This window comes from Klebsiella sp. CD33 (assembly GCF_051992865.1).
GTDB classification, from domain to species: Bacteria; Pseudomonadota; Gammaproteobacteria; order Enterobacterales; family Enterobacteriaceae; genus Klebsiella; species Klebsiella pneumoniae.
This window is the reverse complement of sequence record NZ_CP197023.1, coordinates 2,949,055-2,970,926: the sequence shown is the minus strand read 5'-3', so window position 1 is coordinate 2,970,926 and position 21,872 is coordinate 2,949,055. Positions and strand designations below refer to the sequence as shown.

The 21,872-nt window shown below is 58.3% G+C and carries 19 protein-coding genes and 1 other annotated feature; of the genes, 11 read left to right on the top strand and 8 right to left on the bottom strand.

The window, feature by feature from the left end; genetic code table 11:
• Window position 1: 1 nt before the first annotated feature.
• From trpCF to ACR809_RS14745, 3 genes are read right to left on the bottom strand one after another with little or no spacing between them, the layout of a single operon-like run.
• Window positions 2–1,360 carry a bifunctional indole-3-glycerol-phosphate synthase TrpC/phosphoribosylanthranilate isomerase TrpF gene (trpCF, locus tag ACR809_RS14755; RefSeq protein WP_082229238.1) on the bottom strand — a complete coding sequence of 453 codons (1,359 nt, stop codon included), beginning with the start codon at window positions 1,358–1,360 and terminating at the stop codon, window positions 2–4.
• Between the two features lie 3 nt (window positions 1,361–1,363).
• The gene (trpD, locus tag ACR809_RS14750; RefSeq protein WP_004148109.1) at window positions 1,364–2,959 is read right to left on the bottom strand and encodes a bifunctional anthranilate synthase glutamate amidotransferase component TrpG/anthranilate phosphoribosyltransferase TrpD; all 1,596 of its coding nucleotides are present in this window, start codon (window positions 2,957–2,959) and stop codon (window positions 1,364–1,366) included.
• Window positions 2,959–4,521, bottom strand: a complete 1,563-nt coding sequence (locus ACR809_RS14745) for an anthranilate synthase component 1 (RefSeq protein ID WP_101970386.1) — start codon at window positions 4,519–4,521, stop codon at window positions 2,959–2,961. Before ACR809_RS14745 ends, trpD begins: the two co-directional genes overlap by 1 nt.
• 33 nt (window positions 4,522–4,554) lie before the next feature.
• Window positions 4,555–4,650 (bottom strand) — a sequence feature (Trp leader region).
• 159 nt (window positions 4,651–4,809) lie between these two features.
• On the opposite strand from ACR809_RS14745, the gene rnm reads away from it, so the two are divergent.
• Window positions 4,810–5,673 (top strand): RNase RNM, encoded by an 864-nt coding sequence (gene rnm / locus ACR809_RS14740; RefSeq protein ID WP_002901735.1) that lies wholly within the window; start codon window positions 4,810–4,812, stop codon window positions 5,671–5,673.
• A gap of 16 nt (window positions 5,674–5,689) precedes the next feature.
• Window positions 5,690–6,310 (top strand): L-threonylcarbamoyladenylate synthase, encoded by a 621-nt coding sequence (locus ACR809_RS14735; protein WP_002901738.1) that lies wholly within the window; start codon window positions 5,690–5,692, stop codon window positions 6,308–6,310.
• 21 nt (window positions 6,311–6,331) lie between these two features.
• Here ACR809_RS14735 and ACR809_RS14730 read toward each other — a convergent pair whose 3' ends face one another.
• Window positions 6,332–7,240 carry a DMT family transporter gene (locus ACR809_RS14730; RefSeq protein ID WP_004179459.1) on the bottom strand — a complete coding sequence of 303 codons (909 nt, stop codon included), beginning with the start codon at window positions 7,238–7,240 and terminating at the stop codon, window positions 6,332–6,334.
• Between the two features lie 111 nt (window positions 7,241–7,351).
• On the opposite strand from ACR809_RS14730, the gene gcvA reads away from it, so the two are divergent.
• A complete protein-coding gene (gene gcvA / locus ACR809_RS14725; protein ID WP_032411355.1) occupies window positions 7,352–8,248 on the top strand; it encodes a transcriptional regulator GcvA in 897 nt (298 codons plus the stop codon).
• Between the two features lie 280 nt (window positions 8,249–8,528).
• On the top strand, window positions 8,529–9,431 hold the full coding sequence (gene rluB / locus ACR809_RS14720) for a 23S rRNA pseudouridine(2605) synthase RluB (RefSeq protein WP_002901746.1): 903 nt from the start codon (window positions 8,529–8,531) through the stop codon (window positions 9,429–9,431).
• Between the two features lie 60 nt (window positions 9,432–9,491).
• Here the strand turns inward: rluB and cobO are convergent, their stop codons facing one another.
• Window positions 9,492–10,082 (bottom strand): cob(I)yrinic acid a,c-diamide adenosyltransferase, encoded by a 591-nt coding sequence (gene cobO / locus ACR809_RS14715; protein WP_002901749.1) that lies wholly within the window; start codon window positions 10,080–10,082, stop codon window positions 9,492–9,494.
• Window positions 10,079–10,840: a YciK family oxidoreductase gene (locus tag ACR809_RS14710; RefSeq protein WP_004196459.1), complete on the bottom strand. Its 762-nt coding sequence runs from the start codon at window positions 10,838–10,840 to the stop codon at window positions 10,079–10,081. Before ACR809_RS14710 ends, cobO begins: the two co-directional genes overlap by 4 nt.
• Between ACR809_RS14710 and ACR809_RS14705 the strand changes: the two genes are divergently transcribed.
• Together ACR809_RS14705 and sohB are read left to right on the top strand one after the other, a co-directional pair.
• Complete coding sequence (locus ACR809_RS14705; protein WP_004148112.1) at window positions 10,835–11,050, top strand: hypothetical protein; 216 nt, start codon at window positions 10,835–10,837, stop codon at window positions 11,048–11,050. The genes ACR809_RS14710 and ACR809_RS14705 overlap by 6 nt on opposite strands.
• Window positions 11,051–11,094: 44 nt before the next feature.
• Window positions 11,095–12,141 (top strand): protease SohB, encoded by a 1,047-nt coding sequence (gene sohB / locus ACR809_RS14700; protein WP_032419875.1) that lies wholly within the window; start codon window positions 11,095–11,097, stop codon window positions 12,139–12,141.
• A 47-nt stretch (window positions 12,142–12,188) separates the two neighbouring features.
• Here sohB and ACR809_RS14695 read toward each other — a convergent pair whose 3' ends face one another.
• Window positions 12,189–12,440: a YciN family protein gene (locus ACR809_RS14695; protein ID WP_002901761.1), complete on the bottom strand. Its 252-nt coding sequence runs from the start codon at window positions 12,438–12,440 to the stop codon at window positions 12,189–12,191.
• Between the two features lie 406 nt (window positions 12,441–12,846).
• On the opposite strand from ACR809_RS14695, the gene topA reads away from it, so the two are divergent.
• The 4 genes from topA to acnA all read left to right on the top strand — a co-directional run bounded on the left by topA (window position 12,847) and on the right by acnA (window position 20,238).
• Window positions 12,847–15,444 (top strand): type I DNA topoisomerase, encoded by a 2,598-nt coding sequence (gene topA, locus ACR809_RS14690; protein ID WP_122051392.1) that lies wholly within the window; start codon window positions 12,847–12,849, stop codon window positions 15,442–15,444.
• 345 nt (window positions 15,445–15,789) lie between these two features.
• Complete coding sequence (gene cysB, locus ACR809_RS14685; RefSeq protein WP_002901772.1) at window positions 15,790–16,764, top strand: HTH-type transcriptional regulator CysB; 975 nt, start codon at window positions 15,790–15,792, stop codon at window positions 16,762–16,764.
• 245 nt (window positions 16,765–17,009) lie between these two features.
• Window positions 17,010–17,177, top strand: coding sequence for a YmiA family putative membrane protein (locus tag ACR809_RS14680; protein WP_002901776.1), 168 nt, complete (start codon window positions 17,010–17,012; stop codon window positions 17,175–17,177).
• Between the two features lie 388 nt (window positions 17,178–17,565).
• On the top strand, window positions 17,566–20,238 hold the full coding sequence (acnA, locus tag ACR809_RS14675) for an aconitate hydratase AcnA (protein WP_122051391.1): 2,673 nt from the start codon (window positions 17,566–17,568) through the stop codon (window positions 20,236–20,238).
• A 46-nt stretch (window positions 20,239–20,284) separates the two neighbouring features.
• Here acnA and ribA read toward each other — a convergent pair whose 3' ends face one another.
• Complete coding sequence (gene ribA, locus ACR809_RS14670) at window positions 20,285–20,887, bottom strand: GTP cyclohydrolase II (protein ID WP_002901778.1); 603 nt, start codon at window positions 20,885–20,887, stop codon at window positions 20,285–20,287.
• A gap of 163 nt (window positions 20,888–21,050) precedes the next feature.
• On the opposite strand from ribA, the gene pgpB reads away from it, so the two are divergent.
• Window positions 21,051–21,818: a phosphatidylglycerophosphatase B gene (pgpB, locus tag ACR809_RS14665; RefSeq protein ID WP_002901779.1), complete on the top strand. Its 768-nt coding sequence runs from the start codon at window positions 21,051–21,053 to the stop codon at window positions 21,816–21,818.
• Window positions 21,819–21,872: the final 54 nt, after the last annotated feature.

Sequence of the window (21,872 nt, the reverse complement as noted above, 5' to 3'; positions counted from 1 at the left end):
CTTAATATGCGCGCAGCGTCTGGAATACGGAGGCCAGCTTGCTGGCGTCTTTAATCCCGGGTTGCGACTCTACGCCTGAATTGAAATCGAGTCCGGCACAGCCGCTTTTGGCCGCTTCCACACAGTTATCGGCGCCGAGGCCGCCCGCCAGCATGACGTTGCGCAGATCCTGGCCCTGTAGCAGGCTCCAGTCAAAGCGCTGGCCGCTGCCGCCCTGGCCGTTGTCGAGCAGGTACTTGTCGACATGGTGGAGCGTACGGGCCGGGAAGGTTTCGCCGACGCTCAGCGCTTTCCAGATGCGGACGTTGTCCGCGAGGGCGTCGCGCAGCGCGTCGATATAGGCCTGGTCTTCATCACCGTGCAGCTGCACGGCGGCCAGCCCCAGAGCCTGCGCGCGGGCGACTACCTCCTTCAGCGGCGCATTGCGGAAGACGCCGACGTACTGCAGCGGCGCAGCGGCGATCACCGCTTTGGCCTGGGCGTCATTCACCGCCCGCGGCGAGGTCGGGACGAAGATCAGCCCACCGTAAATGGCGCCGGACTCCCAGGCCACCTGGGCATCCTGCGGGCGCGTCAGGCCGCACACTTTGTTCTCGCCGAGCAGCACGCGTTTAACCGCCGCTTCCAGATCCGCCTGCTCCATCAGGGCGGAGCCGATCAGGAAGCCGTTGGCGAAGTGGCTCAGCTCGCGCACTTCGGCATAGGTATGGATGCCGGATTCGCTGATCACCGTGACATCCGGGCCGAGACGCGACGCCAGCTGACGGGTGCGGTTAAGGTCAATCGACATATCGCGCAGGTCGCGGTTGTTAATGCCCACCACCTTCGCCTTCAGGGCGATGGCGCGCTCCAGTTCCTCTTCATTGCTGACTTCGGTGAGCACGCCCATATTCAGGCTGTGAGCCACCGCCGAGAGCTGACGATACTGTTCATCGTCGAGCACCGAGAGCATCAGCAGGCAGGCGTCGGCCTGATAGTAGCGCGCCAGGTAGATCTGGTAAGGGTCGATGGTGAAGTCCTTACACAGGATCGGCTGCGGCGCGACCTGGCTGACGATCGGCAGGAAATCGAAGCTGCCCTGGAAATATTTCTCATCACACAGCACCGAGATCGCCGAGGCGTAGTGCTTGTAGATGCTGGCGATCGCTGCCGGATCGAAATCCTCGCGAATCAACCCCTTCGACGGTGAGGCCTTCTTGCACTCGAGAATAAACGCGGTGCGGGTGCCGGCCAGCGCGTCATAGAAATTGCGCTGCGTCGGAACGATCTCATTTTGAAAACTGGCTAACGGTTGTTGTTGTTTGCGGGCTTCCACCCAAATCGCTTTGTCGGCAACGATTTTTGCTAAAACGGTTTGCATTCTTTACCCTCTTGCCGCTAAGGCGGTCACTCTGTCATAGGCCGCGCCGCTGTGCAGCACATCCAGTACCTGCTGAGCGTTAGCTTTCAGATCTTCATGCCCGTGTAAACGCATCAACATGGCGACGTTGGCGGCGACGGCGGCTTCGTGAGCGGCTTCACCTTTACCTTGTAGCAAGCGCGTCAGAATGTCACGGTTTTCTTCCGGGGTGCCGCCCGCCAGCTGCGCCTGATGGTAAGGCGTCAGGCCGAAGTCGTCGGCGGTCAGCTGATAGCTTTTAATTTCTCCATTATGCAGTTCGGCCACCACCGTAGGCGCATGCAGTGAAACTTCATCCATCCCACCGCTGTGCACCACCGCCGCGCGCTGATAACCCAGCACGCGCAGGGTCTCGGCGATCGGCAGCACCAGTTCCGGGCTGTAGACGCCAATCAGCGCCAGCGGCGGATGCGCCGGGTTGATCAGCGGCCCCAGCACGTTGAACAGGGTGCGGGTCTTCAGCTGCTGACGGACCGGCATCGCGTGGCGGAAACCGGTGTGGTACTTCGGCGCGAACAGGAAGCAGACGCCCAGCTCATCAAGCGCGGCGCGGGATTTATCGGCGTTCATATCGAGATTAATGCCGAAGGCCGCCAGCAGGTCAGAAGAGCCTGATTTACTGGAGACGCTGCGGTTGCCGTGTTTCGCCACTTTTAACCCGCAGGCCGCAGCGACAAAGGCGCTGGCGGTGGAGATATTGATGCTGTTGCTGCCGTCGCCACCGGTGCCAACGATGTCGGCAAACAGGTAGTCCGGGCGCGGGAACGGCGCGGCGTTTTCCAGCAGCGCGGTAGCGGCGCCGGCAATTTCCTGCGGCTGCTCGCCGCGCACTTTCATGCTGACCAGCGCGGCGGCCAGTTGCTCAGGCTTCACTTCGCCGCGCACGACGGCGGAGAACAGCTGGTGGCTCTCCTGCTGGCTCAGGGTTTCCGCCTGGTACAGTTTCTCAAGGATCGGCTGGAGGGTGTTGGTATGCTCCAGCTTCTGCAGCGCCCAGGCCAGGGTCTGCTCCAGCAGTCGCGCGCCCTGGGTGGTGAGGATCGATTCCGGGTGGAACTGGAAGCCGCACACCCGATCCGCATCGTGACGCACCGCCATCACCATACCGTTGAAATTGGCGTTAATCGTCAGCCCGGCGGGAATATTGCTGCCGACCAGCGAGTGGTAGCGCGCCACCGGCAGCGGGTTAGCCAGACCGGCAAACATCGCCTGGCCGTCGTGCTCAATGCTGGAGGCTTTGCCATGGAGGATCTCCCCCGCCTGGCCGACATAGCCGCCGTAGGCTTCGACAATGGCCTGGTGGCCGAGGCAGATGCCGATGATCGGCAGCTTGCCGCGCATACGGGTCAGCAGCTCCGGCATGCAGCCGGCTTCGCTTGGCGTACCCGGGCCCGGGGAGAGCATCAGCACCGGGTTGTCCATGGTGCCCAGACGCTCAATCAGCGCCTGCGCCGGAACGGAGTTGCGATAAATCACTACGTTATGGCCGTTGGCGCGCAGCTGGTCTGCCAGGTTATAGGTAAAGGAATCGATATTATCGAGCAGCAGAATGTCAGCCATCAGAAAATCTCCTTCGCGTGATGGGCCTGGGCAATGGCGCGCAGCACCGCGCGGGCTTTATTTCGGGTCTCATCCGCTTCCGACTGGGGAACCGAGTCGAGCACAATGCCGGCTCCGGCCTGGACGGTAGCGATACCTTCCTGCACGTAGGCGGAACGGATGACGATGCAGGTGTCGAGGTCGCCGTGGGCGGTGAAATAGCCCACCGCGCCGCCGTAGCTGCCGCGGCGTTTACCTTCGGCGGCGGCAATCAGCTGCATGGCGCGGACCTTCGGCGCGCCGCTGAGGGTGCCCATATTCATGCAGGCGCGATAGGCGTGGAGGACGTCGAGATCCTGACGCAATTCGCCTACTACACGGGAGACCAGATGCATCACGAAGGAGTAGCGGTCAACCTTGGTTAAATCAGCGACATAGCGGCTGCCCGGGGTGCAGATGCGCGCCAGGTCATTACGCGCCAGGTCCACCAGCATCAGGTGTTCGGAAAGCTCTTTATGATCGGTGCGCATTTCCAGCTCGATGCGGCTGTCGAGGTCGCGATCCAGCGAGCCGTCGGCGCGGCGGCCGCGTGGCCGGGTGCCGGCGATGGGGTAGATCTCAATCTGACGGCTGACGGCATCATACTTCAGCGAGCTTTCCGGCGAGGCGCCGAACAGGGTGAAATCATTGTCCTGCATAAAGAACATGTACGGGCTGGGGTTGCTCTTCTTCAGCACATCATAAGCGGCCAGCGGCGATGGGCAGGGCAGCGAGAAGCGGCGGGAAGGAACCACCTGGAAGATTTCCCCGGCGCGGATCGCGCGCTGCATTTTGCGCACCACCGCGCCGTACTCTTCATCGCTCTGGTCAACGTCGCAGCGCATTTCGGCCACGGTGGTAACCGGTAGCGGCGCCGGCGGCTCGTTCAGCTGCTGACGCAGCTGGCTCAGGCGCTGCTCCAGGCGCTGTTTTTCACTCTCCAGCGGGGTGAACAGGCTGGCCTGAATGCGGGTATGCTTGGTCTGATGGTCGATGACCAGCAGGGTTTCCGCCAGATAGAAGCAGTAGTCCGGGCAGGTGGTGTCGCTTTGCAACTGGGGAAGATCTTCAAAACCGGCCACCAGGTCATAGGCGAACAGGCCGCCGAAGAACATCGCTTCGCGCTCGTTGTCCGGAACGCTCACCAGCTCCTGCAGGAGACGGAAGGCGTCAAACACCGACAGTGAGCAGAGACGGGCGTCTTCATCGAGCAGGGCGCTGACGACCGGGAAGGTCAGGATGCGGCCGTTGGGCTGGCGCTGATTGTTGATCCCGGAGGGCAGCGCGCCGTCCAGTAGTTCCAGCAGCGCCGCGCCGTTGGCGGAGAGGGCCTGAATAGTGACAGTGTCACCAAGGGCCGTAATGCGCAGCGCGCTATCGACCAGCAGCAGGCTTTTTAAGTCATCTTTGCTGTCGATGTCAGCGGATTCCAGCAGCAGCGTCGCCGGACGGGCGCCGCACAGTTGGTGGAATAACGCCGTCGGGTTCTCCCGGTAGATGGCGTCGCTGGTGAGAAGCTCGAGTGCCGGTTTGGATGTTTGCATTATTGTTCTCGCCTGTTCGTATTATTTTTGTCCAATAAAAAGCCCGCTCATTGGCGGGCCGGGTATCTGTATGCTGAATGCAAAACGCGATCACGCCGCCCGTCGTCAGGAGGTGCGCCACCAGCTGTGCAGAGTGATAAAGTGCATTTTCATCGTGATACCCCTTCATGTGAACTTGCGTACTAGTTAACTAGTTCAATGGAATAAAGTCAACCCTTGTTTGCAGATTTTCTCTGCCTGTCGGTATGATAATGCGCTTATTTACGTTGATGTCCAGCAGGAGTCCTTTTGAGCGACAGCCAATACGCAGTGATTTACGATCTGCACAGCCATACCACCGCCTCTGACGGGCGGCTGACTCCGCAGGAACTGGTCCATCGCGCCCATGAGATGCGCGTCGGCACCCTGGCGATCACCGACCATGACAGCGTGGCGGCGATCCCGGCGGCCCGGGAGGAGATCGCCCGCGCCGGATTACCCTTGACCCTGGTGAACGGCGTCGAGATTTCCACCCTCTGGGAGAATCACGAGATTCATATTGTGGGTCTGAATATTGATATTGCGCACCCAACGATGACCGCCCTGCTGGAGGAGCAGAAAGCGCGGCGCCAGCAGCGCGGTCAGATGATTGCCGAGCGCCTGGAGAAGGCGCGGATCCCCGGCGCCTGGGAAGGGGCGCTGCGACTGGCGGACGGTGGCGCCGTCACCCGCGGCCATTTTGCCCGTTTTCTGGTGGAGGCCGGCCATGCGAAAAACATGGCGGAAGTCTTCAAAAAATACCTTGCCCGCGGGAAAACCGGTTACGTGCCGCCGCAGTGGTGTACAATAAAACAAGCGATTGATGTGATTCATCATTCTGGCGGCAAGGCGGTGATTGCCCATCCCGGGCGCTACGATCTCTCCGCCAAGTGGTTGAAGCGGCTGTTGGCCCACTTTAGCGAGCAGGGCGGTGATGCCATGGAAGTGGCCCAGTGTCAGCAGGCGCCCCATGAACGCGCCCAGCTGGCCACCCTGGCCGTGCAGTTTGGTCTTCTGGCGTCGCAGGGATCCGATTTTCATCAGCCCTGCGCGTGGATCGAACTTGGCCGTAAGCTCTGGCTTCCTGCCGGCGTGGAAGGCGTCTGGCACAGTTGGGAAGCGGCCGCCGAATAAAAATTGAGAGGGAAGTATGAGCCAGTTTTTTTATATCCATCCGGATAACCCGCAGGCGCGGTTGATTAACCAGGCGGTGGAGATTGTGCGTAAGGGCGGGGTGATCGTTTATCCTACCGACTCCGGCTACGCGCTGGGCTGCAAAATTGAAGACAAGGGGGCGATGGAGCGGATCTGCCGCATTCGTCAGCTGCCGGACGGCCACAACTTTACCCTGATGTGCCGCGATCTGTCCGAGCTGTCAACCTACGCTTTTGTGGATAATGTGGCGTTTCGCCTGATGAAAAACAACACGCCGGGCAACTATACCTTTATCCTTAAGGGGACCAAAGAGGTGCCGCGTCGGCTGCTGCAGGAGAAGCGTAAAACCATAGGCATGCGCGTCCCGTCTAACCCCATCGCTCAGGCGTTGCTCGAGACCTTAGGCGAGCCGATGCTCTCCACGTCGCTGATGCTGCCCGGCAGCGACTTTACCGAATCCGACCCGGAAGAGATCAAAGATCGTCTGGAGAAAGTGGTGGACCTCATCATTCACGGCGGTTTCCTTGGGCAGCAGCCGACCACGGTTATCGATCTCACTGAAGACACCCCGGTGGTGCTGCGCGAAGGCGTCGGCGACGTGAGGCCGTTTCTCTAAGGCTATCTGCCGGGCGGTGCATCATGCGCCGTCCGGTACCCCGCGTTTTCGCCCCGACGGCACGATAATCATCCATAGCGCTACACAAACCAGCAGCGCGCCGAGAATCAATCCTTCCTCCACTGTCTCTCCGAGGCAGAGATAGCCCCACAGCGCCGCAAAAGGTGGGATCAAAAAGGTCACCGACAGCGAACGCAGCGGCCCTATATCTGCAATCAAGCGGAAGTAGAGAATATACCCTGCCGCCGTGCAGACCACGCCCAGCATGACTATCGCTATCCACGGCAGACTCTGCCGCCAGTCTACGGCTGGCCCATGCCAGCAGGACCAGAGAAAGAAAGGAAACAGAAACAGCGTGGCGCCGACCTGGCTACCCAGCGCGACGCGTTCAGCCTCGAGGCCGCCTCGCTGCTGGATCCAGCGGCGGGTCAGAAAGCCGGCCAGACCGTAACAGGCGGTCGCGGTCAGGCAGGCGCCAATCCCCGGCAGCAGCAGGGCGGCGCTAAGGCCAGATGTCGGGCGCGCGATCACCGCCACGCCAATGGCGCCCAGTATCGCGCCGCCGCCTTTGCGCAGGGTTAACGGTTCTGCAAAGCATAACGCGCCGATCAGCACCCCCATCATCGGCGCCGTGGCGTTAAGCGTGGCGGAGTACCCTGCCGGCAGCCATTGCGCGGCAAGGCAGTACATGAGAAAAGGAAGGCCTGAATTAATGACCCCCAGCTGCAGAGTGGATGTGAATTTTCCCTGATACCCGCTCCATTTACCCTGCACGCCGAGTAACAGACCGAGCGCGATAGCGGCGAACAGTACGCGAAGAAAAGCGCTGTTCAACGCCCCGAAGGCCGGGGTGGTGATGCGCATAAACAAAAAGCTGGCGCCCCAGAGGGCGGCGAGCAGCAGCAGGCGGCCATAGTCGATAACACGCATGATTGACTCCTTGTAGTCACGAAGGAAGTCAACTGTAGAACCCACGTGCAGCGTGCGACAAACGCGTTATGCTTACATGATTAAGTTTTTCTTAACTAAGGTTCCATACCCATGAAACTCCCGCCGCTGAATGCGTTGCGCTGCTTTGAGGCGGCGGCGCGGCTGCTTAGCCTGAAACTGGCCGCCAGTGAGCTTTGCGTCACGCCCAGCGCCGTCAGCCAGCAGATTGCCCGCCTTGAGGAGACGCTGAATGTCCCGCTATTTATCCGTACTCCGCGACGGTTACAGTTAACGGCGGTGGGAGAGATCTACCTGCGGGCCATTCAGCCGGCGTTTCATCAGATAGCCGCCGCCACCCAGCGCCTGCAGGTGCCCCCGGGACCAGAAAAGGTAGCTATCAGCTGTACCAGCGGCTTCGCCATTCAGTGGCTGCTGCCGCGGCTGGCTGATTTTGAACGACGCTATCCGCAGATAGAGATCCAGATCGGCACCACCAACCGGCGAGTAGATTTGCTGAGCGAAGGGATCGATTTTGCCGTGCGTCATGGTGTCGGCGGCTGGCCGGAACTGCAGGCTTACCGCCTGCTGGATGACGACCTGATGCCGGTCTGCAGCCCGCAGCTGATCGCTCCGCGCCGGACGCTCACCGATGCGAGCGATCTACTGCAGTATCCGCTGCTGCACGATGAACATCGTGAAGACTGGGCGCTGTGGTGTGAGGCCGTGGGGCTGGCGCCGCACTTCGCGCGGCGTGGGCCGGTGTTCACTGATTCCAACGGCGTGACGGAGGCGGCGTTCGCCGGTATGGGGATGGCATTGCTGCGACGCTCATTCATAGCGCCTGCGCTGACGCAGGGGCGGCTGGTTAATCCTCTGGCGCAGCCCATCGCCTGTCCGCTGGCCTATCATCTGGTTTACCACGAGACCGCGCTGCTGGCGCCTGCCAACCGCTGTTTTCGCGACTGGCTGCTTGGCCAGCGCCCGGCCGTTGCTGAGGAGCGCGCGTAGTGAGGGGGCGCTGTCCGATAAAGATCCGTATGCGTGAATGGGCACAGGAGAATGAGGAAAATCTGTTCCATACTAAAGACGGGGCGCGGCGAACAGAAGCTTTCCCGACGAAGTTAGTGTAGTATGTTCGGCCACGAATACGGGCTCGCGGTGGATATCCTGATCGCGCCGACGAGACTTTACGTTAAAAGTATATACGTAACAATGAGTTGTGCTTATGGCCTCATTGTTTCATAAAGCATACCAGACGCCTGGGAAGGCGACACCTTAAGGAAGCTCAATGAGCGAGAAACTGCAAAAAGTGCTGGCCCGCGCCGGCCACGGCTCCCGCCGTGAAATTGAAGCGAAAATCGAAGCTGGCCGCGTCAGCGTCGACGGCAAAATCGCTACCCTCGGCGATCGTGTGGAAATTGTCCCTGGTTTAAAAATTCGTATCGATGGTCATCTGATCTCGGTGAAAGAGTCTGCCGAGCAGATCTGCCGCGTGCTGGCTTACTATAAGCCGGAAGGCGAGCTGTGCACCCGTAACGATCCGGAAGGACGCCCGACGGTGTTTGATCGTCTGCCTAAACTGCGCGGCGCGCGCTGGATTGCCGTTGGTCGTCTGGACGTGAATACCTGCGGCCTGCTGCTGTTCACCACCGATGGCGAACTGGCCAACCGCCTGATGCACCCGAGCCGTGAAGTCGAGCGTGAGTACGCCGTTCGCGTTTTCGGCCAGGTGGATGATGATAAGCTGCGCCAGCTGTCGCGCGGCGTACAGTTAGAAGATGGTCCGGCAGCGTTTAAAACCATCAAATTCACCGGCGGCGAAGGGATTAACCAGTGGTATAACGTTACCCTGACCGAAGGGCGTAACCGCGAAGTGCGTCGCCTGTGGGAAGCGGTCGGCGTGCAGGTCAGCCGTCTGATCCGCGTGCGCTACGGCGATATTCTGCTGCCGAAAGGCCTGCCGCGCGGCGGCTATACCGAGCTGGACCTGGCGCAGACCAACTACCTGCGCGAGCTGGTGGAGCTCACGCCGGAAACCAGCTCTAAGGTTGCCGTCGAGAAAGACCGTCGGCGGTTGAAAGCCAATCAGATCCGTCGGGCGGTGAAGCGTCACAGCCAGACCAGCGCTAATCCGCGCCAGGGTAACAACAGCAACCGTCGTTCCAGTACTCGCAATAAGACTAACGGTTAATGTTATGCGTTCCGGTGACTTGCCGCCGGAACGCGTACTTCCTTCCGCGCTATCAGGCCCTTAGTAGTCAATCCCCATCTGAGCTTTAATCCCGGCATCAAATGCATGCTTGACCGGACGCAGTTCGCTGACGGTATCGGCCAGTTCAATAATATCGCGATGACAGCCGCGGCCGGTGATGATCACCGACTGATGGGCAGGGCGCTCACGCAGGGCGCTCAGCACCGACTCCAGCGGCAGGTAATCATACGCCACCATGTAGGTCAGCTCGTCCAGCAGCACCAGATCGAGCTGGTCGTCAGCGAGCATACGGCGGGCATGCTCCCAGACCGCCAGGCAGGCGGCGGTGTCGCTGTCGCGATCCTGGGTGTTCCAGGTGAAACCTGTGGCCATCACCTGAAATTCGACGCCGTGAGGCTCCAGCAGATTACGCTCGCCGTTAGGCCAGGTCCCCTTGATAAACTGGATCACGCCGACTTTTTTGCCATGGCCGACGGCGCGGGTCGCGGTGCCAAAGGCGGCGGTGGTTTTGCCTTTGCCGTTGCCGGTAAAGACCATCACAATGCCGCGCTCGTCCTGGGCCGCCGCCACCCGGGCGTCAACTTTATCTTTCAGCCGCTGCTGGCGTTCGCGGTAGCGTTCATCACTCATTGGGCAATTCCTGGTTTACGTCCCGGTTGGGCGTCGAAGGTCATTCCCGTCTTGCGACGACTGTCGTCACCCATCAGCCACAGATAGACGGGCATAATGTCAGCGGGGGTTTTCAGTTTCAGCGGATCTTCCGTCGGGAACGCGCTGGCGCGCATTCCGGTGCGAGTGCCGCCGGGGTTGATACAGTTTACCCGCAGGTGGCGGCTTTGATACTCGTCGGCCAGCACCTGCATCATCCCTTCGGTGGCGAATTTGGAAACGGCATAGGCGCCCCAGTTGGCGCGGCCCTGACGACCGACGCTGGATGAGGTGAAGACCAGCGAGCCCGATTCCGAACGGAGTAATAAAGGAAGAAGCGCCTGGGTCAGCATAAAGGTGCCATTAACGTTCACCTGCATCACCTGCTGCCAGACCTCCGGCTTCTGCTCTTCCATTGGGCAGATGTCGCCGAGCAGGCCGGCGTTATGCAGCACGCCGTCAAGGCGGGGATAGTGCATGCTGATCTGCTGCGCCAGCTGCTGGCACGCCTGGGGCGTACAGGTGAGCAGGTCGAGGGTAAACCAGCGAGGGGGAATACCACCCTCACGCTCAATCTCCTGGGCGACGGTGCGCAGTTTGTCGTCGTTGCGACCCAGCAGGATAACGCTGGCGCTATAGCGCGCGTAGGTCAGGGCCGCTTCACGACCAATCCCGTCGCTGGCCCCGGTGACCAGGATGATGCGATCTTTCAGCAAGTGACGTTGTGGTTGATAATGCACGGCAACTCCTTGGGCGATCGGTTCCCGATCGCGCTTCATCTTTGGTATCTCACTTTTGCGCTGTTATGCCTGAAAGCGCCCGCCATTGCAATCGGCGAAGCGGAAAGTATTCACAAAATTAATATCTTGCAACGATTTCAGCCGCGCGAAAAAAAACGGAATCCGCTGCGCAGAGAACACAAAGCACAAAGACTTCTCGCCAGCGGCTGAGGTACACTGTGCAGCAACGTCAGTGCTTTACACAAGGTGAAAACGTGGAATTACTTGCTCAGTACGGCTTATTTTTAGCCAAGATCGCGACGGTTGTCGTCGCCATCGCGGTGATTGCCGCTATTATCGTCAACCTCGCTCAGCGCAAGAAGCAGCGCGGCGAGCTGCGGGTGACCAATCTTAGCGAGCATTATAAAGAGATGAAGGAATCGCTGGCGGTGGCGCTGCTGGACGGCCCGCAGCAGAAGCAGTGGCATAAGGCGCAGAAGAAAAAGCAAAAACAAGAGGCGAAGGCGGCCAAAGCGCGGGCGAAGCTGGGTAATGCCGAGCCGGAAGGCAAGCCGCGCGCCTGGGTGCTGGATTTCAAAGGCAGTATGGATGCTCATGAGGTCAATAGCCTGCGGGAAGAGATCACCGCGATACTGGCGGCGGCGAAAGCGCGCGATCAGGTGGTGATTCGCCTGGAAAGCCCCGGCGGGGTGGTGCACGGCTACGGTCTGGCCGCCTCTCAGCTGCAGCGTTTGCGCGACAAGCAGATCCCGCTGACGGTGGCGGTCGACAAAGTGGCGGCCAGCGGCGGCTATATGATGGCCTGCGTGGCGAACAAAATTGTCTCGGCGCCGTTTGCAATCCTCGGATCTATTGGTGTGGTGGCGCAGATCCCGAACCTGCACCGCTTCCTGAAGAATAAAGATATCGATATCGAACTGCACACTGCCGGGCAGTACAAACGAACGCTCACCATGCTGGGCGAAAATACCGAGGAAGGGCGGCGCAAGTTCCGCGAGGATCTCAATGAGACACATCATTTGTTCAAGGATTTCGTCCACCGGATGCGTCCGGGACTTGATATTGAGCAGGTGGCCACCGGCGAACACTGGTACGGGGTGCAGGCGCTGGAAAAAGGTCTGGTGGATGCGGTTGAAACCAGCGATGAGCTGCTGCTGGGGCTGATGGAGAGCCACGAGGTGATCGGGGTGCGTTATCAACAGCGTAAGAAGATGCTCGACCGCTTTACCGGTAGCGCGGCGGAGAGCGCCGATCGGCTTCTGCTGCGCTGGTGGCAGCGCGGTCAGAAACCGCTGATGTAAATAACATAACGCGAGGCCTGGGCCTCGCGTTATTGTTTTCACCGGTCTTAATCGACCAGGTGGTACTTGTCCGACAGCTCGTGAGCAAGATACTTAAACATGTTAAATACCGCTGTACTCTTCGGCGTCGGTAGTCCCTGCTCATCAAGGTAAAACTCACCGCTAAACACCAGGACATTGTTGCGCTGAACGACGTCGGTGGCTTCGATACCGGCTAACGTATCCTCATGTTCGCGAATAAGTTTGTTGGCTTTTTCGAGCAGCGTCTGGCGATCGATTGGTTGGGTTGTACCTTGCATAACGGACTCCTCTTTTTCTCCGCGCGTAGTTTACGCCGCGCGGCGGCGTGGGGCAAATTTTCCATGCATAAATCAGGGGTAATGGTAACCAGTGGAGAAACAGCCGTTTACTGGCGGGATTTGCTTTTGCATGCTAATAAAGTTGCGTAACGAATTTTATCAGGTACAGTGTGACGCTTTCGGCGATCTGGCAACAGATTTGCTTGACATTCGGCCAAAAATTCTTCGTGCTATGTCACCTGACGAGAAAAAGTCAGCAAACTCAAGCGCCTGGTTTTACGGAGATGAAACGGGTGTTCAGGGTTGATATTCACCGACGGTGCCGCAACATATGAGGCAGTCGCCAGTGGAGGGTGTATGAATGTGCGATGTATTCCTGGATGAATCAAATTAGGTAAAGGTGAATATGGGTAAAGCTCTCGTTATCGTTGAGTCCCCGGCAAAAGCCAAAACGATCAATAAGTATCTGGGTAATGACTACGTGGTGAAATCCAGCGTCGGTCATATCCGCGATTTGCCGACCAGTGGATCAGCTTCCAAAAAGAGCGCCGACTCTACCGCCACCAAAGGGGCTAAAAAGCCTAAAAAGGACGAACGTAGTGCTCTGGTTAACCGTATGGGCGTGGACCCATGGCATGACTGGAATGCGCACTATGAAGTACTTCCGGGTAAAGAAAAGGTAGTTTCAGAACTCAAACAGTTGGCGGAAAAAGCTGACCACATCTATCTCGCAACCGACCTTGACCGCGAAGGGGAAGCCATTGCCTGGCACCTGCGGGAAGTCATCGGCGGCGATGAACAGCGTTACAGTCGCGTGGTGTTCAATGAGATCACCAAAAACGCTATTCGTCAGGCCTTTGAAAAGCCGGGCGAACTGAATATCGATCGGGTTAACGCCCAGCAGGCGCGTCGTTTTATGGACCGCGTGGTGGGCTATATGGTTTCGCCGCTGCTGTGGAAAAAAATCGCCCGTGGTCTTTCTGCCGGGCGCGTACAGTCCGTCGCGGTCCGCCTGGTGGTGGAGCGTGAACGTGAAATTAAAGCGTTCGTCCCGGAAGAGTACTGGGAAGTCGACGCCAGCACCACCACGCCGGGCGGTGACGCCCTGCCGCTGCAGGTGACCCATAAGGACGATAAGCCGTTCCGTCCGGTCAGCCGCGATGAGACCATGGCGGCGGTATCGCTGCTGGAAAAAGCCAGCTACAGCGTACTGGAGCGTGAAGATAAGCCGACCAGCAGCAAGCCGGGCGCGCCGTTCATCACCTCCACCCTGCAGCAGGCGGCCAGCACCCGTCTGGGCTTCGGCGTGAAAAAGACCATGATGATGGCTCAGCGACTCTATGAGGCAGGGCACATCACCTATATGCGTACCGACTCCACCAACCTGAGTCAGGACGCGCTGAACATGGTTCGCGGCTACATCAGCGACAAATTTGGCAAAAAATATCTGCCGGATAGCGCGAACCAGTACGCCAGCAAAGAAAACTCGCAGGAAGCGCACGAAGCGATTCGTCCGTCTGATGTGAACGTGCTGGCGGAAACGCTGAAAGATATGGAAGCGGATGCGCAGAAGCTTTATCAGCTGATCTGGCGCCAGTTTGTCGCCTGTCAGATGACGCCGGCGCAGTACGACTCCACCACGCTGACCGTGGCTGCGGGTGATTTCAAACTGAAAGCGCGCGGTCGCACTTTACGTTTCGACGGCTGGACAAAAGTCATGCCGGCGCTGCGCAAGGGCGATGAAGACCGGACGCTGCCGCTGGTCAAACAGGGCGACCGCCTGAGCCTGGTGGAGCTGACGCCTGCGCAGCACTTTACCAAGCCGCCGGCGCGTTTCAGCGAGGCCTCGCTGGTGAAAGAGCTGGAAAAACGCGGGATTGGCCGTCCGTCGACCTACGCGTCGATCATTTCGACCATTCAGGATCGCGGCTACGTGCGGGTGGAAAATCGTCGTTTTTACGCCGAAAAAATGGGCGAGATCGTTACCGACCGGCTGGAAGAAAACTTCCGCGATCTGATGAACTACGATTTTACCGCGCAGATGGAGGATCGCCTCGACCAGGTTGCGAACCACCAGGCCGAGTGGAAAGAGGTGCTGAACCACTTCTTCGGCGATTTTACCACCCAGCTGGCGACGGCAGAGAAAGATCCGGAAGAGGGCGGCATGCAGCCGAACCCGATGGTGCTCACCAGCATCGACTGCCCGACCTGCGGCCGTAAAATGGGGATCCGTACCGCCAGCACCGGCGTTTTCCTCGGCTGTTCGGGCTATGCCTTGCCGCCGAAAGAGCGGTGCAAAACCACCATCAACCTGGTGCCGGAGAACGAAGTCCTCAACGTGCTGGAAGGCGATGACGCGGAAACCAACGCGCTGCGCGCCAAACGTCGCTGCCAGAAGTGTGGGACGGCGATGGACAGCTACCTTATCGATCCTAAGCGTAAGCTGCACGTCTGTGGTAATAACCCGACCTGCGACGGCTACGAGATTGAAGAGGGCGAATTCCGCATCAAGGGCTATGACGGCCCGGTGGTGGAGTGCGAGAAGTGCGGGTCTGAAATGCACCTGAAAATGGGGCGTTTCGGTAAATACATGGCCTGTACCAACGACGAGTGTAAGAACACGCGTAAGATCCTGCGCAATGGCGAAGTGGCTCCGCCGAAGGAAGATCCGGTGCCGCTGCCGGAGCTGCCGTGTGAGAAGTCTGACGCCTACTTTGTGCTGCGCGACGGGGCGGCGGGCGTCTTCCTGGCGGCCAACACCTTCCCGAAATCACGGGAAACGCGTGCGCCGCTGGTGGAGGAGCTGTACCGCTTCCGCGATCGTCTGCCGGAAAAACTGCGTTATCTCGCCGATGCGCCGCAGCAGGATCCGGAAGGCAATAAAACGCTGGTACGCTTTAGCCGTAAAACCAAGCAGCAGTACGTGGCGTCCGAAAAAGAGGGCAAAGCGACCGGCTGGTCAGTTTTCTTTATCGACGGTAAGTGGACGGAAGCCAAAAAGTAATGGCGTTCGTTCGGGCAGGAAAAGCGCGCTTTTCCTGCTCAGGCGACCGGCAGAGAGAGTGCATTTCTCTGCCGTGTCGTCTTCCCCTCTTTGCGTTAATTTCCTCCCCTTATAACCACCTATATTATTTTTCGTTAGCGTCTATACAGTGTTGATATAAATGATATAGTGGTTATAGTTAATGCCTTTTTTATTATTAAAACGTCTTATACATCATCGCTTTCAGGATGCATTGCGGCGCCACTATGGCCAACTGCCGGGAGCCCAGGGCCTTCATCGGCGACAAGTTGCCTGAACGTAAAGTGTATTAAGCGGCTTCATTTTACGCGCAAACGGATATCAGCCATGAAACTACAACAGCTTCGCTACATCGTTGAGGTGGTTAACCATAACCTGAATGTTTCATCCACCGCCGAAGGGCTCTATACCTCCCAGCCGGGTATCAGTAAGCAGGTCCGCATGCTGGAGGATGAGCTGGGCATTCAGATCTTTGCCCGCAGCGGTAAACACTTAACCCAGGTGACGCCGGCCGGGCAGGAGATCATCCGCATCGCCCGCGAAGTGCTGTCGAAAGTCGATGCCATCAAATCTGTCGCCGGAGAGCATACCTGGCCTGACAAAGGGTCTCTTTACGTCGCCACCACCCATACCCAGGCGCGCTATGCGTTACCGGGAGTGATCAAGGGGTTTATTGAACGCTACCCGCGGGTGTCGCTGCATATGCATCAGGGCTCGCCGACTCAGATTGCGGAGGCTGTGTCGAAAGGCAATGCCGATTTCGCCATCGCCACCGAGGCGCTGCATCTGTATGACGATCTGGTGATGCTGCCATGCTATCACTGGAACCGGTCGATTGTAGTGACCCCCGAGCATCCTCTGGCCACCAAGGGCTCGGTGTCCATAGAGGAACTGGCCCAGTATCCATTGGTAACCTATACCTTTGGTTTTACCGGCCGCTCCGAACTGGATACCGCGTTTAACCGTGCGGGCCTGACGCCGCGCATTGTTTTTACCGCCACCGATGCCGACGTCATCAAAACCTATGTTCGCCTGGGGCTGGGGGTAGGGGTAATCGCCAGCATGGCGGTGGATCCGGTCTCTGACCCGGATCTGGTGAAGCTGGATGCGAACGGTATTTTCAGCCACAGCACCACTAAGATAGGTTTCCGCCGTAGCACCTTCTTACGAAGCTACATGTATGATTTTATTCAACGTTTTGCTCCCCATTTGACCAGGGACGTGGTAGATACCGCGGTGGCTTTACGCTCGAATGAAGATATTGAAGCGATGTTCAAAGATATAAAACTTCCGGAAAAATAACCCTGAAAATAATAATGGCACTCCCTGCGAGGAGTGCCATTAACTATGATGGACTGTATTTAACAACTTAAACCTCGAACCAATCACAAAATTAATAATTTTTGGCAACACGTTTTTCATTATGCCCGCCGCGATCAAATAACCGGTTAAATATATTCCATCAGGCCTAAATTCACTGGATTAATCTTTTATCCATAATTAAGATTTATCTGTACCTGATGATTTGAGCAATTGGTGGTGACAATATGATAAGTAATATCGATTACATGAAACTGGCGATGTCATACGAGAATGACAAAACCGAAATCGATCCCGTTCTGCGTAGTCGCGTATGGGGCGTAGTGTTGGTAGGGTTAGCGATGTTCTGGAGCATCATCGCGCTCACCATCTGCAACATCTGGATTGTCAGCTAAAGCTGTAGGTCATCGTTGTAGATACATGTCATTTTTATGACAGTGAAAGGAAACTGTAATATAAAATCAGTGACCGGCAATACAGGGAGAATATATTTTGCCGCTGGATTCATCCAACCTGAAATCACTCACCAGAGCTAATCACTGCCAGCTGGCCGATTAGCTCTTTTTTTGTCCTCGTGTACTAATACAATATCGGCATACGCCCTCTTTGCACTATTTTGGTGCTATTTCGCCTGCTCTCGGATAATTCCCGTTTCCTCTCTCTCTGTCTCATCGTATTTAGCAATTTGGGTTGTTATCAAAGTGTTATGCTCAGTATGTGTTATCTTTAATGGAGACCCTGAGGAGAATCAGGGTATGCCATCCCTGAGATAAAGGAGGAGCTATGTCGTCAACCCTACGAGAAGCCAGTAAGGACACGCTGCAGGTCAACGATAAAACCTGGCATTACTACAGTCTGCCGTTGGCGGAGAAGCAGCTGGGCGAGATCAGTCGACTGCCTAAGTCGCTGAAGGTGCTGATGGAGAACCTGCTGCGCTGGCAGGACGGTGACTCGGTAACTGAAGAAGATATTCGCGCCCTGGCCGGCTGGCTGCAACAGGCCCATGCCGACCGGGAAATCGCCTACCGTCCGGCACGCGTCCTGATGCAGGACTTTACCGGCGTGCCGGCGGTAGTGGATCTGGCCGCCATGCGCGAGGCGGTGAAACGCCTTGGCGGCGATACGGCGAAGGTTAATCCGCTATCGCCGGTTGACCTGGTTATCGACCACTCGGTGACCGTTGACCGCTTCGGCGACGACGAGGCCTTCGAAGACAACGTCCGCCTGGAAATGGAGCGGAACCACGAACGCTACGCTTTTCTGCGCTGGGGGCAGCAGGCCTTCAGCCGCTTCAGCGTGGTGCCGCCGGGCACCGGTATTTGCCACCAGGTGAACCTGGAATACCTTGGCCGGGCGGTCTGGAGCGAGGAGGTGAACGGCCAGTGGATGGCGTGGCCGGATACGCTGGTGGGCACCGACTCCCATACCACCATGATTAATGGTCTTGGCGTGCTGGGCTGGGGCGTGGGCGGGATTGAAGCGGAAGCCGCTATGCTGGGCCAGCCGGTGTCAATGCTGATCCCCGATGTTGTGGGCTTTAAGCTCAGCGGCAAACTGCGCGAAGGCATCACCGCCACTGACCTGGTACTGACGGTTACCCAAATGCTGCGTCAGCATGGCGTCGTCGGCAAGTTTGTTGAATTCTACGGTGACGGCCTGGATACCTTACCCCTTGCCGACAGGGCGACCATCGCCAATATGGCGCCGGAGTATGGCGCCACCTGTGGCTTTTTCCCTATCGATGACGTAACGCTCAGCTATATGCGTCTCAGCGGCCGTAGCGAAGAACAGGTCGCGCTGGTGGAAGCCTACGCTAAAGCCCAGGGCATGTGGCGCCAGCCTGGCGATGAGCCGGTCTTTACCAGTACCCTGGCGCTGGATATGAGCAGCGTCGAAGCGAGCCTCGCCGGGCCGAAGCGACCGCAGGATCGCGTGGCGCTGGGCGATGTTCCGAAAGCCTTCGCCGCCAGCGGCGAGCTGGAGGTTAACCACCTTCAGCGTCAGCGTCAGCCGGTTGACTATACGCTGAACGGGCATCACTATTCGCTACCGGATGGCGCGGTGGCTATTGCAGCGATTACCTCCTGCACCAATACCTCTAACCCCAGCGTGTTGATGGCCGCCGGCCTGCTGGCGAAAAAAGCCGTCGAACGCGGCCTGCAGCCGCAGCCGTGGGTGAAAGCTTCCCTGGCCCCAGGCTCGAAAGTGGTGTCGGATTATCTGGCCCATGCCGACCTGACGCCTTACCTCGACCAGCTCGGCTTCAATCTGGTGGGATATGGTTGCACCACCTGTATCGGTAACTCCGGTCCATTGCCTGAACCTATCGAAGAAGCGATCAAAAAAGGCGATCTGACCGTCGGGGCAGTGCTCTCCGGTAACCGTAACTTCGAAGGGCGTATTCATCCGCTGGTGAAAACCAACTGGCTGGCCTCGCCGCCGTTGGTGGTCGCCTATGCGCTGGCGGGGAACATGAATATCGACCTCACCCGCGAGCCGTTGGGACAGGGCAAGAATGGCGAGCCGGTCTATCTGAAAGATATCTGGCCGAGCGGGGAGGAGATTGCCCGCGCGGTGGAACAGGTCTCCACCGAGATGTTCCGCAAAGAGTACGCGGAAGTGTTTTCCGGCACTGAGGAGTGGAAGGCGATCAAGGTGGAGGCGTCAGATACCTACGACTGGCAGGAGGACTCGACCTATATTCGCTTGTCGCCGTTCTTTGACGAGATGGGCGCCGAGCCGCTGCCGGTAGAGGATATTCGCGGCGCGCGGATCCTCGCCATGCTGGGCGACTCAGTCACCACGGACCACATTTCGCCTGCGGGGAGCATTAAAGCCGATAGTCCGGCAGGCCGCTATCTGCAGGAGCATGGGGTTGCCCGGCGCGACTTTAACTCCTATGGTTCCCGTCGCGGTAACCATGAGGTGATGATGCGTGGCACCTTCGCCAATATCCGCATCCGTAACGAAATGGTCCCAGGGATGGAAGGGGGCATGACCCGCCATCTGCCGGATCCTGAACCGATGGCGATTTACGATGCGGCGATGCTGTACAAGGCTGAGGGCACACCGCTGGCGGTGATTGCCGGTAAGGAGTATGGCTCAGGTTCCAGCCGTGACTGGGCGGCGAAGGGGCCGCGCCTGCTGGGGATTCGGGTAGTGATCGCCGAGTCCTTCGAGCGTATCCATCGTTCCAACCTGATCGGAATGGGCATTTTGCCGCTGGAGTTCCCGCAGGGCGTCACCCGCAAAACGCTGCGGTTGACCGGGGAAGAGCGGATTGATATCAGTAATCTGCAGTCGCTTCAGCCTGGCGCTACGGTGCCGGTGACCCTGACTCGCGCTGACGGCTCGCAGGAAGCGATCCCTTGTCGGTGCCGTATCGACACGGCGACCGAACTCACCTACTACCGCAACGACGGCATCCTGCACTACGTTATTCGTAATATGCTGTGAAACAAAGGGCCAGCATCGCTGGCCCTTTTTCGGTTATTCCACCGGTTTATTCTGTCGGCTTGCTGTTCAGCAGATGGCCCATCTTGGCGGCTTTGGTGTCCAGATAGTGAGCGTTTTTCGGGTTACGCCCGACGATCAGCGGCACCCGCTCCACAATGTTGATCCCGGCTTCGGTAAGAATTTCCACTTTTTTCGGGTTATTGGTTAATAACCGCACCTGCTCAACGTTGAGCAATTTGAACATGTCGGCGCACAAGGTGAAATCGCGCTCATCGGCGGCGAAGCCAAGCTGATGGTTCGCTTCGACAGTGTCGTAGCCCTGATCCTGCAGCGCGTAGGCGCGGATCTTATTCAATAAACCAATGTTGCGTCCTTCCTGGCGGTGATAGAGCAGGATCCCCCGACCTTCTTCAGCGATATGCGACAGAGCCGCTTCCAGTTGAAAGCCGCAATCACAGCGCAGGCTAAACAGGGCATCGCCCGTCAAACACTCTGAATGTACGCGGGCGAGGACCGGCGACTGCCCTGATATATCGCCATACACCAGCGCGACATGATCCTGTCCGGTTGCCAGTTCTTCAAAACCCACCATCAGGAAATCGCCCCAGGGGGTTGGCAGTTTGGCTTCTGCCACACGTTTAAGCTGCATGTGATTCTCCAGATTCTGTCAGCACCTGACTGTGCTTTCTGTTTCCCGCTATTTTGCCACAACGCCTGGACGTTCTCCTAATCGCGAACGGTTAGCCGTGTGGAAAGCGCACAAACGATCTACTTTCCGCTATGATGTTCATCTACAAGGAGAAGGAGAGAAAATGCTGTTGATAGCCCGACGAACTGCTCTCGCGGCGGCGCTGCTGCTGGTTATGCCCCTCACGGTCTGGCTTTCCGGGTGGCTGTGGCAGCCTGGACTGCCGGTTGCCATGTTGAAAAGCCTGTGGTGGGTGACGGAAACGGTGACCCAGCCGTGGGGAATTATCACTCATGTCGTGCTTTGCGGCTGGTTCCTCTGGTGTCTGCGCTTTCGCCTGCGCGCGGCGTTGATCCTGTTCCTTATCCTTGCCGCCGCTATCCTGGCGGGACAGGGGGCGAAATCCTGGGTCAAGGCGCGGGTCCAGGAGCCGAGACCGTTCGTCATCTGGCTGGAAAACACAAGGCAGGTGCCGGTGACGCAATTCTACGCGTTAAAGCGTAAAGAACGCGCTAAACTGGTGCATGAACAGCTGGCGCAGGCGCAGGACATTCCGTCATTTTTACGCAAACACTGGCAGAAGGAGACGGGGTTTGCTTTCCCGTCAGGTCACACCATGTTTGCCGCCAGCTGGGCGTTACTCGCTGCGGGGCTGCTGTGGCCGCGTCGCCGCTGGGGCACAATCGCGGTGCTGCTGGTGTGGGCGACGGCGGTGATGGGCAGTCGCCTGGCGCTGGGCATGCACTGGCCGCTGGATCTGATCGTCGCCACGCTGATCTCCTGGCTGCTGGTCACGGTGGCCTGCTGGCTGACGCAGCGCCTTTGTGGGCCGCTCTCGCCGCCCGGAGAAGAGGCGCAGGATATTAAAAAACGGATGCCTGAAGCGGAATAATGTTGATTTTAGCGGCATCCGACCGCATATCCTGAAGAGTTGCCATGCTTTTTC

Bases quoted from the DNA above. Each gene is read 5' to 3' on its own strand.
- trpCF (WP_082229238.1), bottom strand. From the start codon at position 1,360: ATGCAAACCGTTTTAGCAAAAATCGTTGCCGACAAAGCGATTTGGGTG.
- trpD (WP_004148109.1), bottom strand. From the start codon at position 2,959: ATGGCTGACATTCTGCTGCTCGATAATATCGATTCCTTTACCTATAAC.
- ACR809_RS14745 (WP_101970386.1), bottom strand. From the start codon at position 4,521: ATGCAAACATCCAAACCGGCACTCGAGCTTCTCACCAGCGACGCCATC.
- ACR809_RS14735 (WP_002901738.1), top strand. From the start codon at position 5,690: ATGAGCCAGTTTTTTTATATCCATCCGGATAACCCGCAGGCGCGGTTG.
- ACR809_RS14730 (WP_004179459.1), bottom strand. From the start codon at position 7,240: ATGCGTGTTATCGACTATGGCCGCCTGCTGCTGCTCGCCGCCCTCTGG.
- gcvA (WP_032411355.1), top strand. From the start codon at position 7,352: ATGAAACTCCCGCCGCTGAATGCGTTGCGCTGCTTTGAGGCGGCGGCG.
- rluB (WP_002901746.1), top strand. From the start codon at position 8,529: ATGAGCGAGAAACTGCAAAAAGTGCTGGCCCGCGCCGGCCACGGCTCC.
- cobO (WP_002901749.1), bottom strand. From the start codon at position 10,082: ATGAGTGATGAACGCTACCGCGAACGCCAGCAGCGGCTGAAAGATAAA.
- ACR809_RS14705 (WP_004148112.1), top strand. From the start codon at position 10,835: ATGCACGGCAACTCCTTGGGCGATCGGTTCCCGATCGCGCTTCATCTT.
- ACR809_RS14695 (WP_002901761.1), bottom strand. From the start codon at position 12,440: ATGCAAGGTACAACCCAACCAATCGATCGCCAGACGCTGCTCGAAAAA.
- topA (WP_122051392.1), top strand. From the start codon at position 12,847: ATGGGTAAAGCTCTCGTTATCGTTGAGTCCCCGGCAAAAGCCAAAACG.
- cysB (WP_002901772.1), top strand. From the start codon at position 15,790: ATGAAACTACAACAGCTTCGCTACATCGTTGAGGTGGTTAACCATAAC.
- ACR809_RS14680 (WP_002901776.1), top strand. From the start codon at position 17,010: ATGATAAGTAATATCGATTACATGAAACTGGCGATGTCATACGAGAAT.
- acnA (WP_122051391.1), top strand. From the start codon at position 17,566: ATGTCGTCAACCCTACGAGAAGCCAGTAAGGACACGCTGCAGGTCAAC.
- ribA (WP_002901778.1), bottom strand. From the start codon at position 20,887: ATGCAGCTTAAACGTGTGGCAGAAGCCAAACTGCCAACCCCCTGGGGC.
- pgpB (WP_002901779.1), top strand. From the start codon at position 21,051: ATGCTGTTGATAGCCCGACGAACTGCTCTCGCGGCGGCGCTGCTGCTG.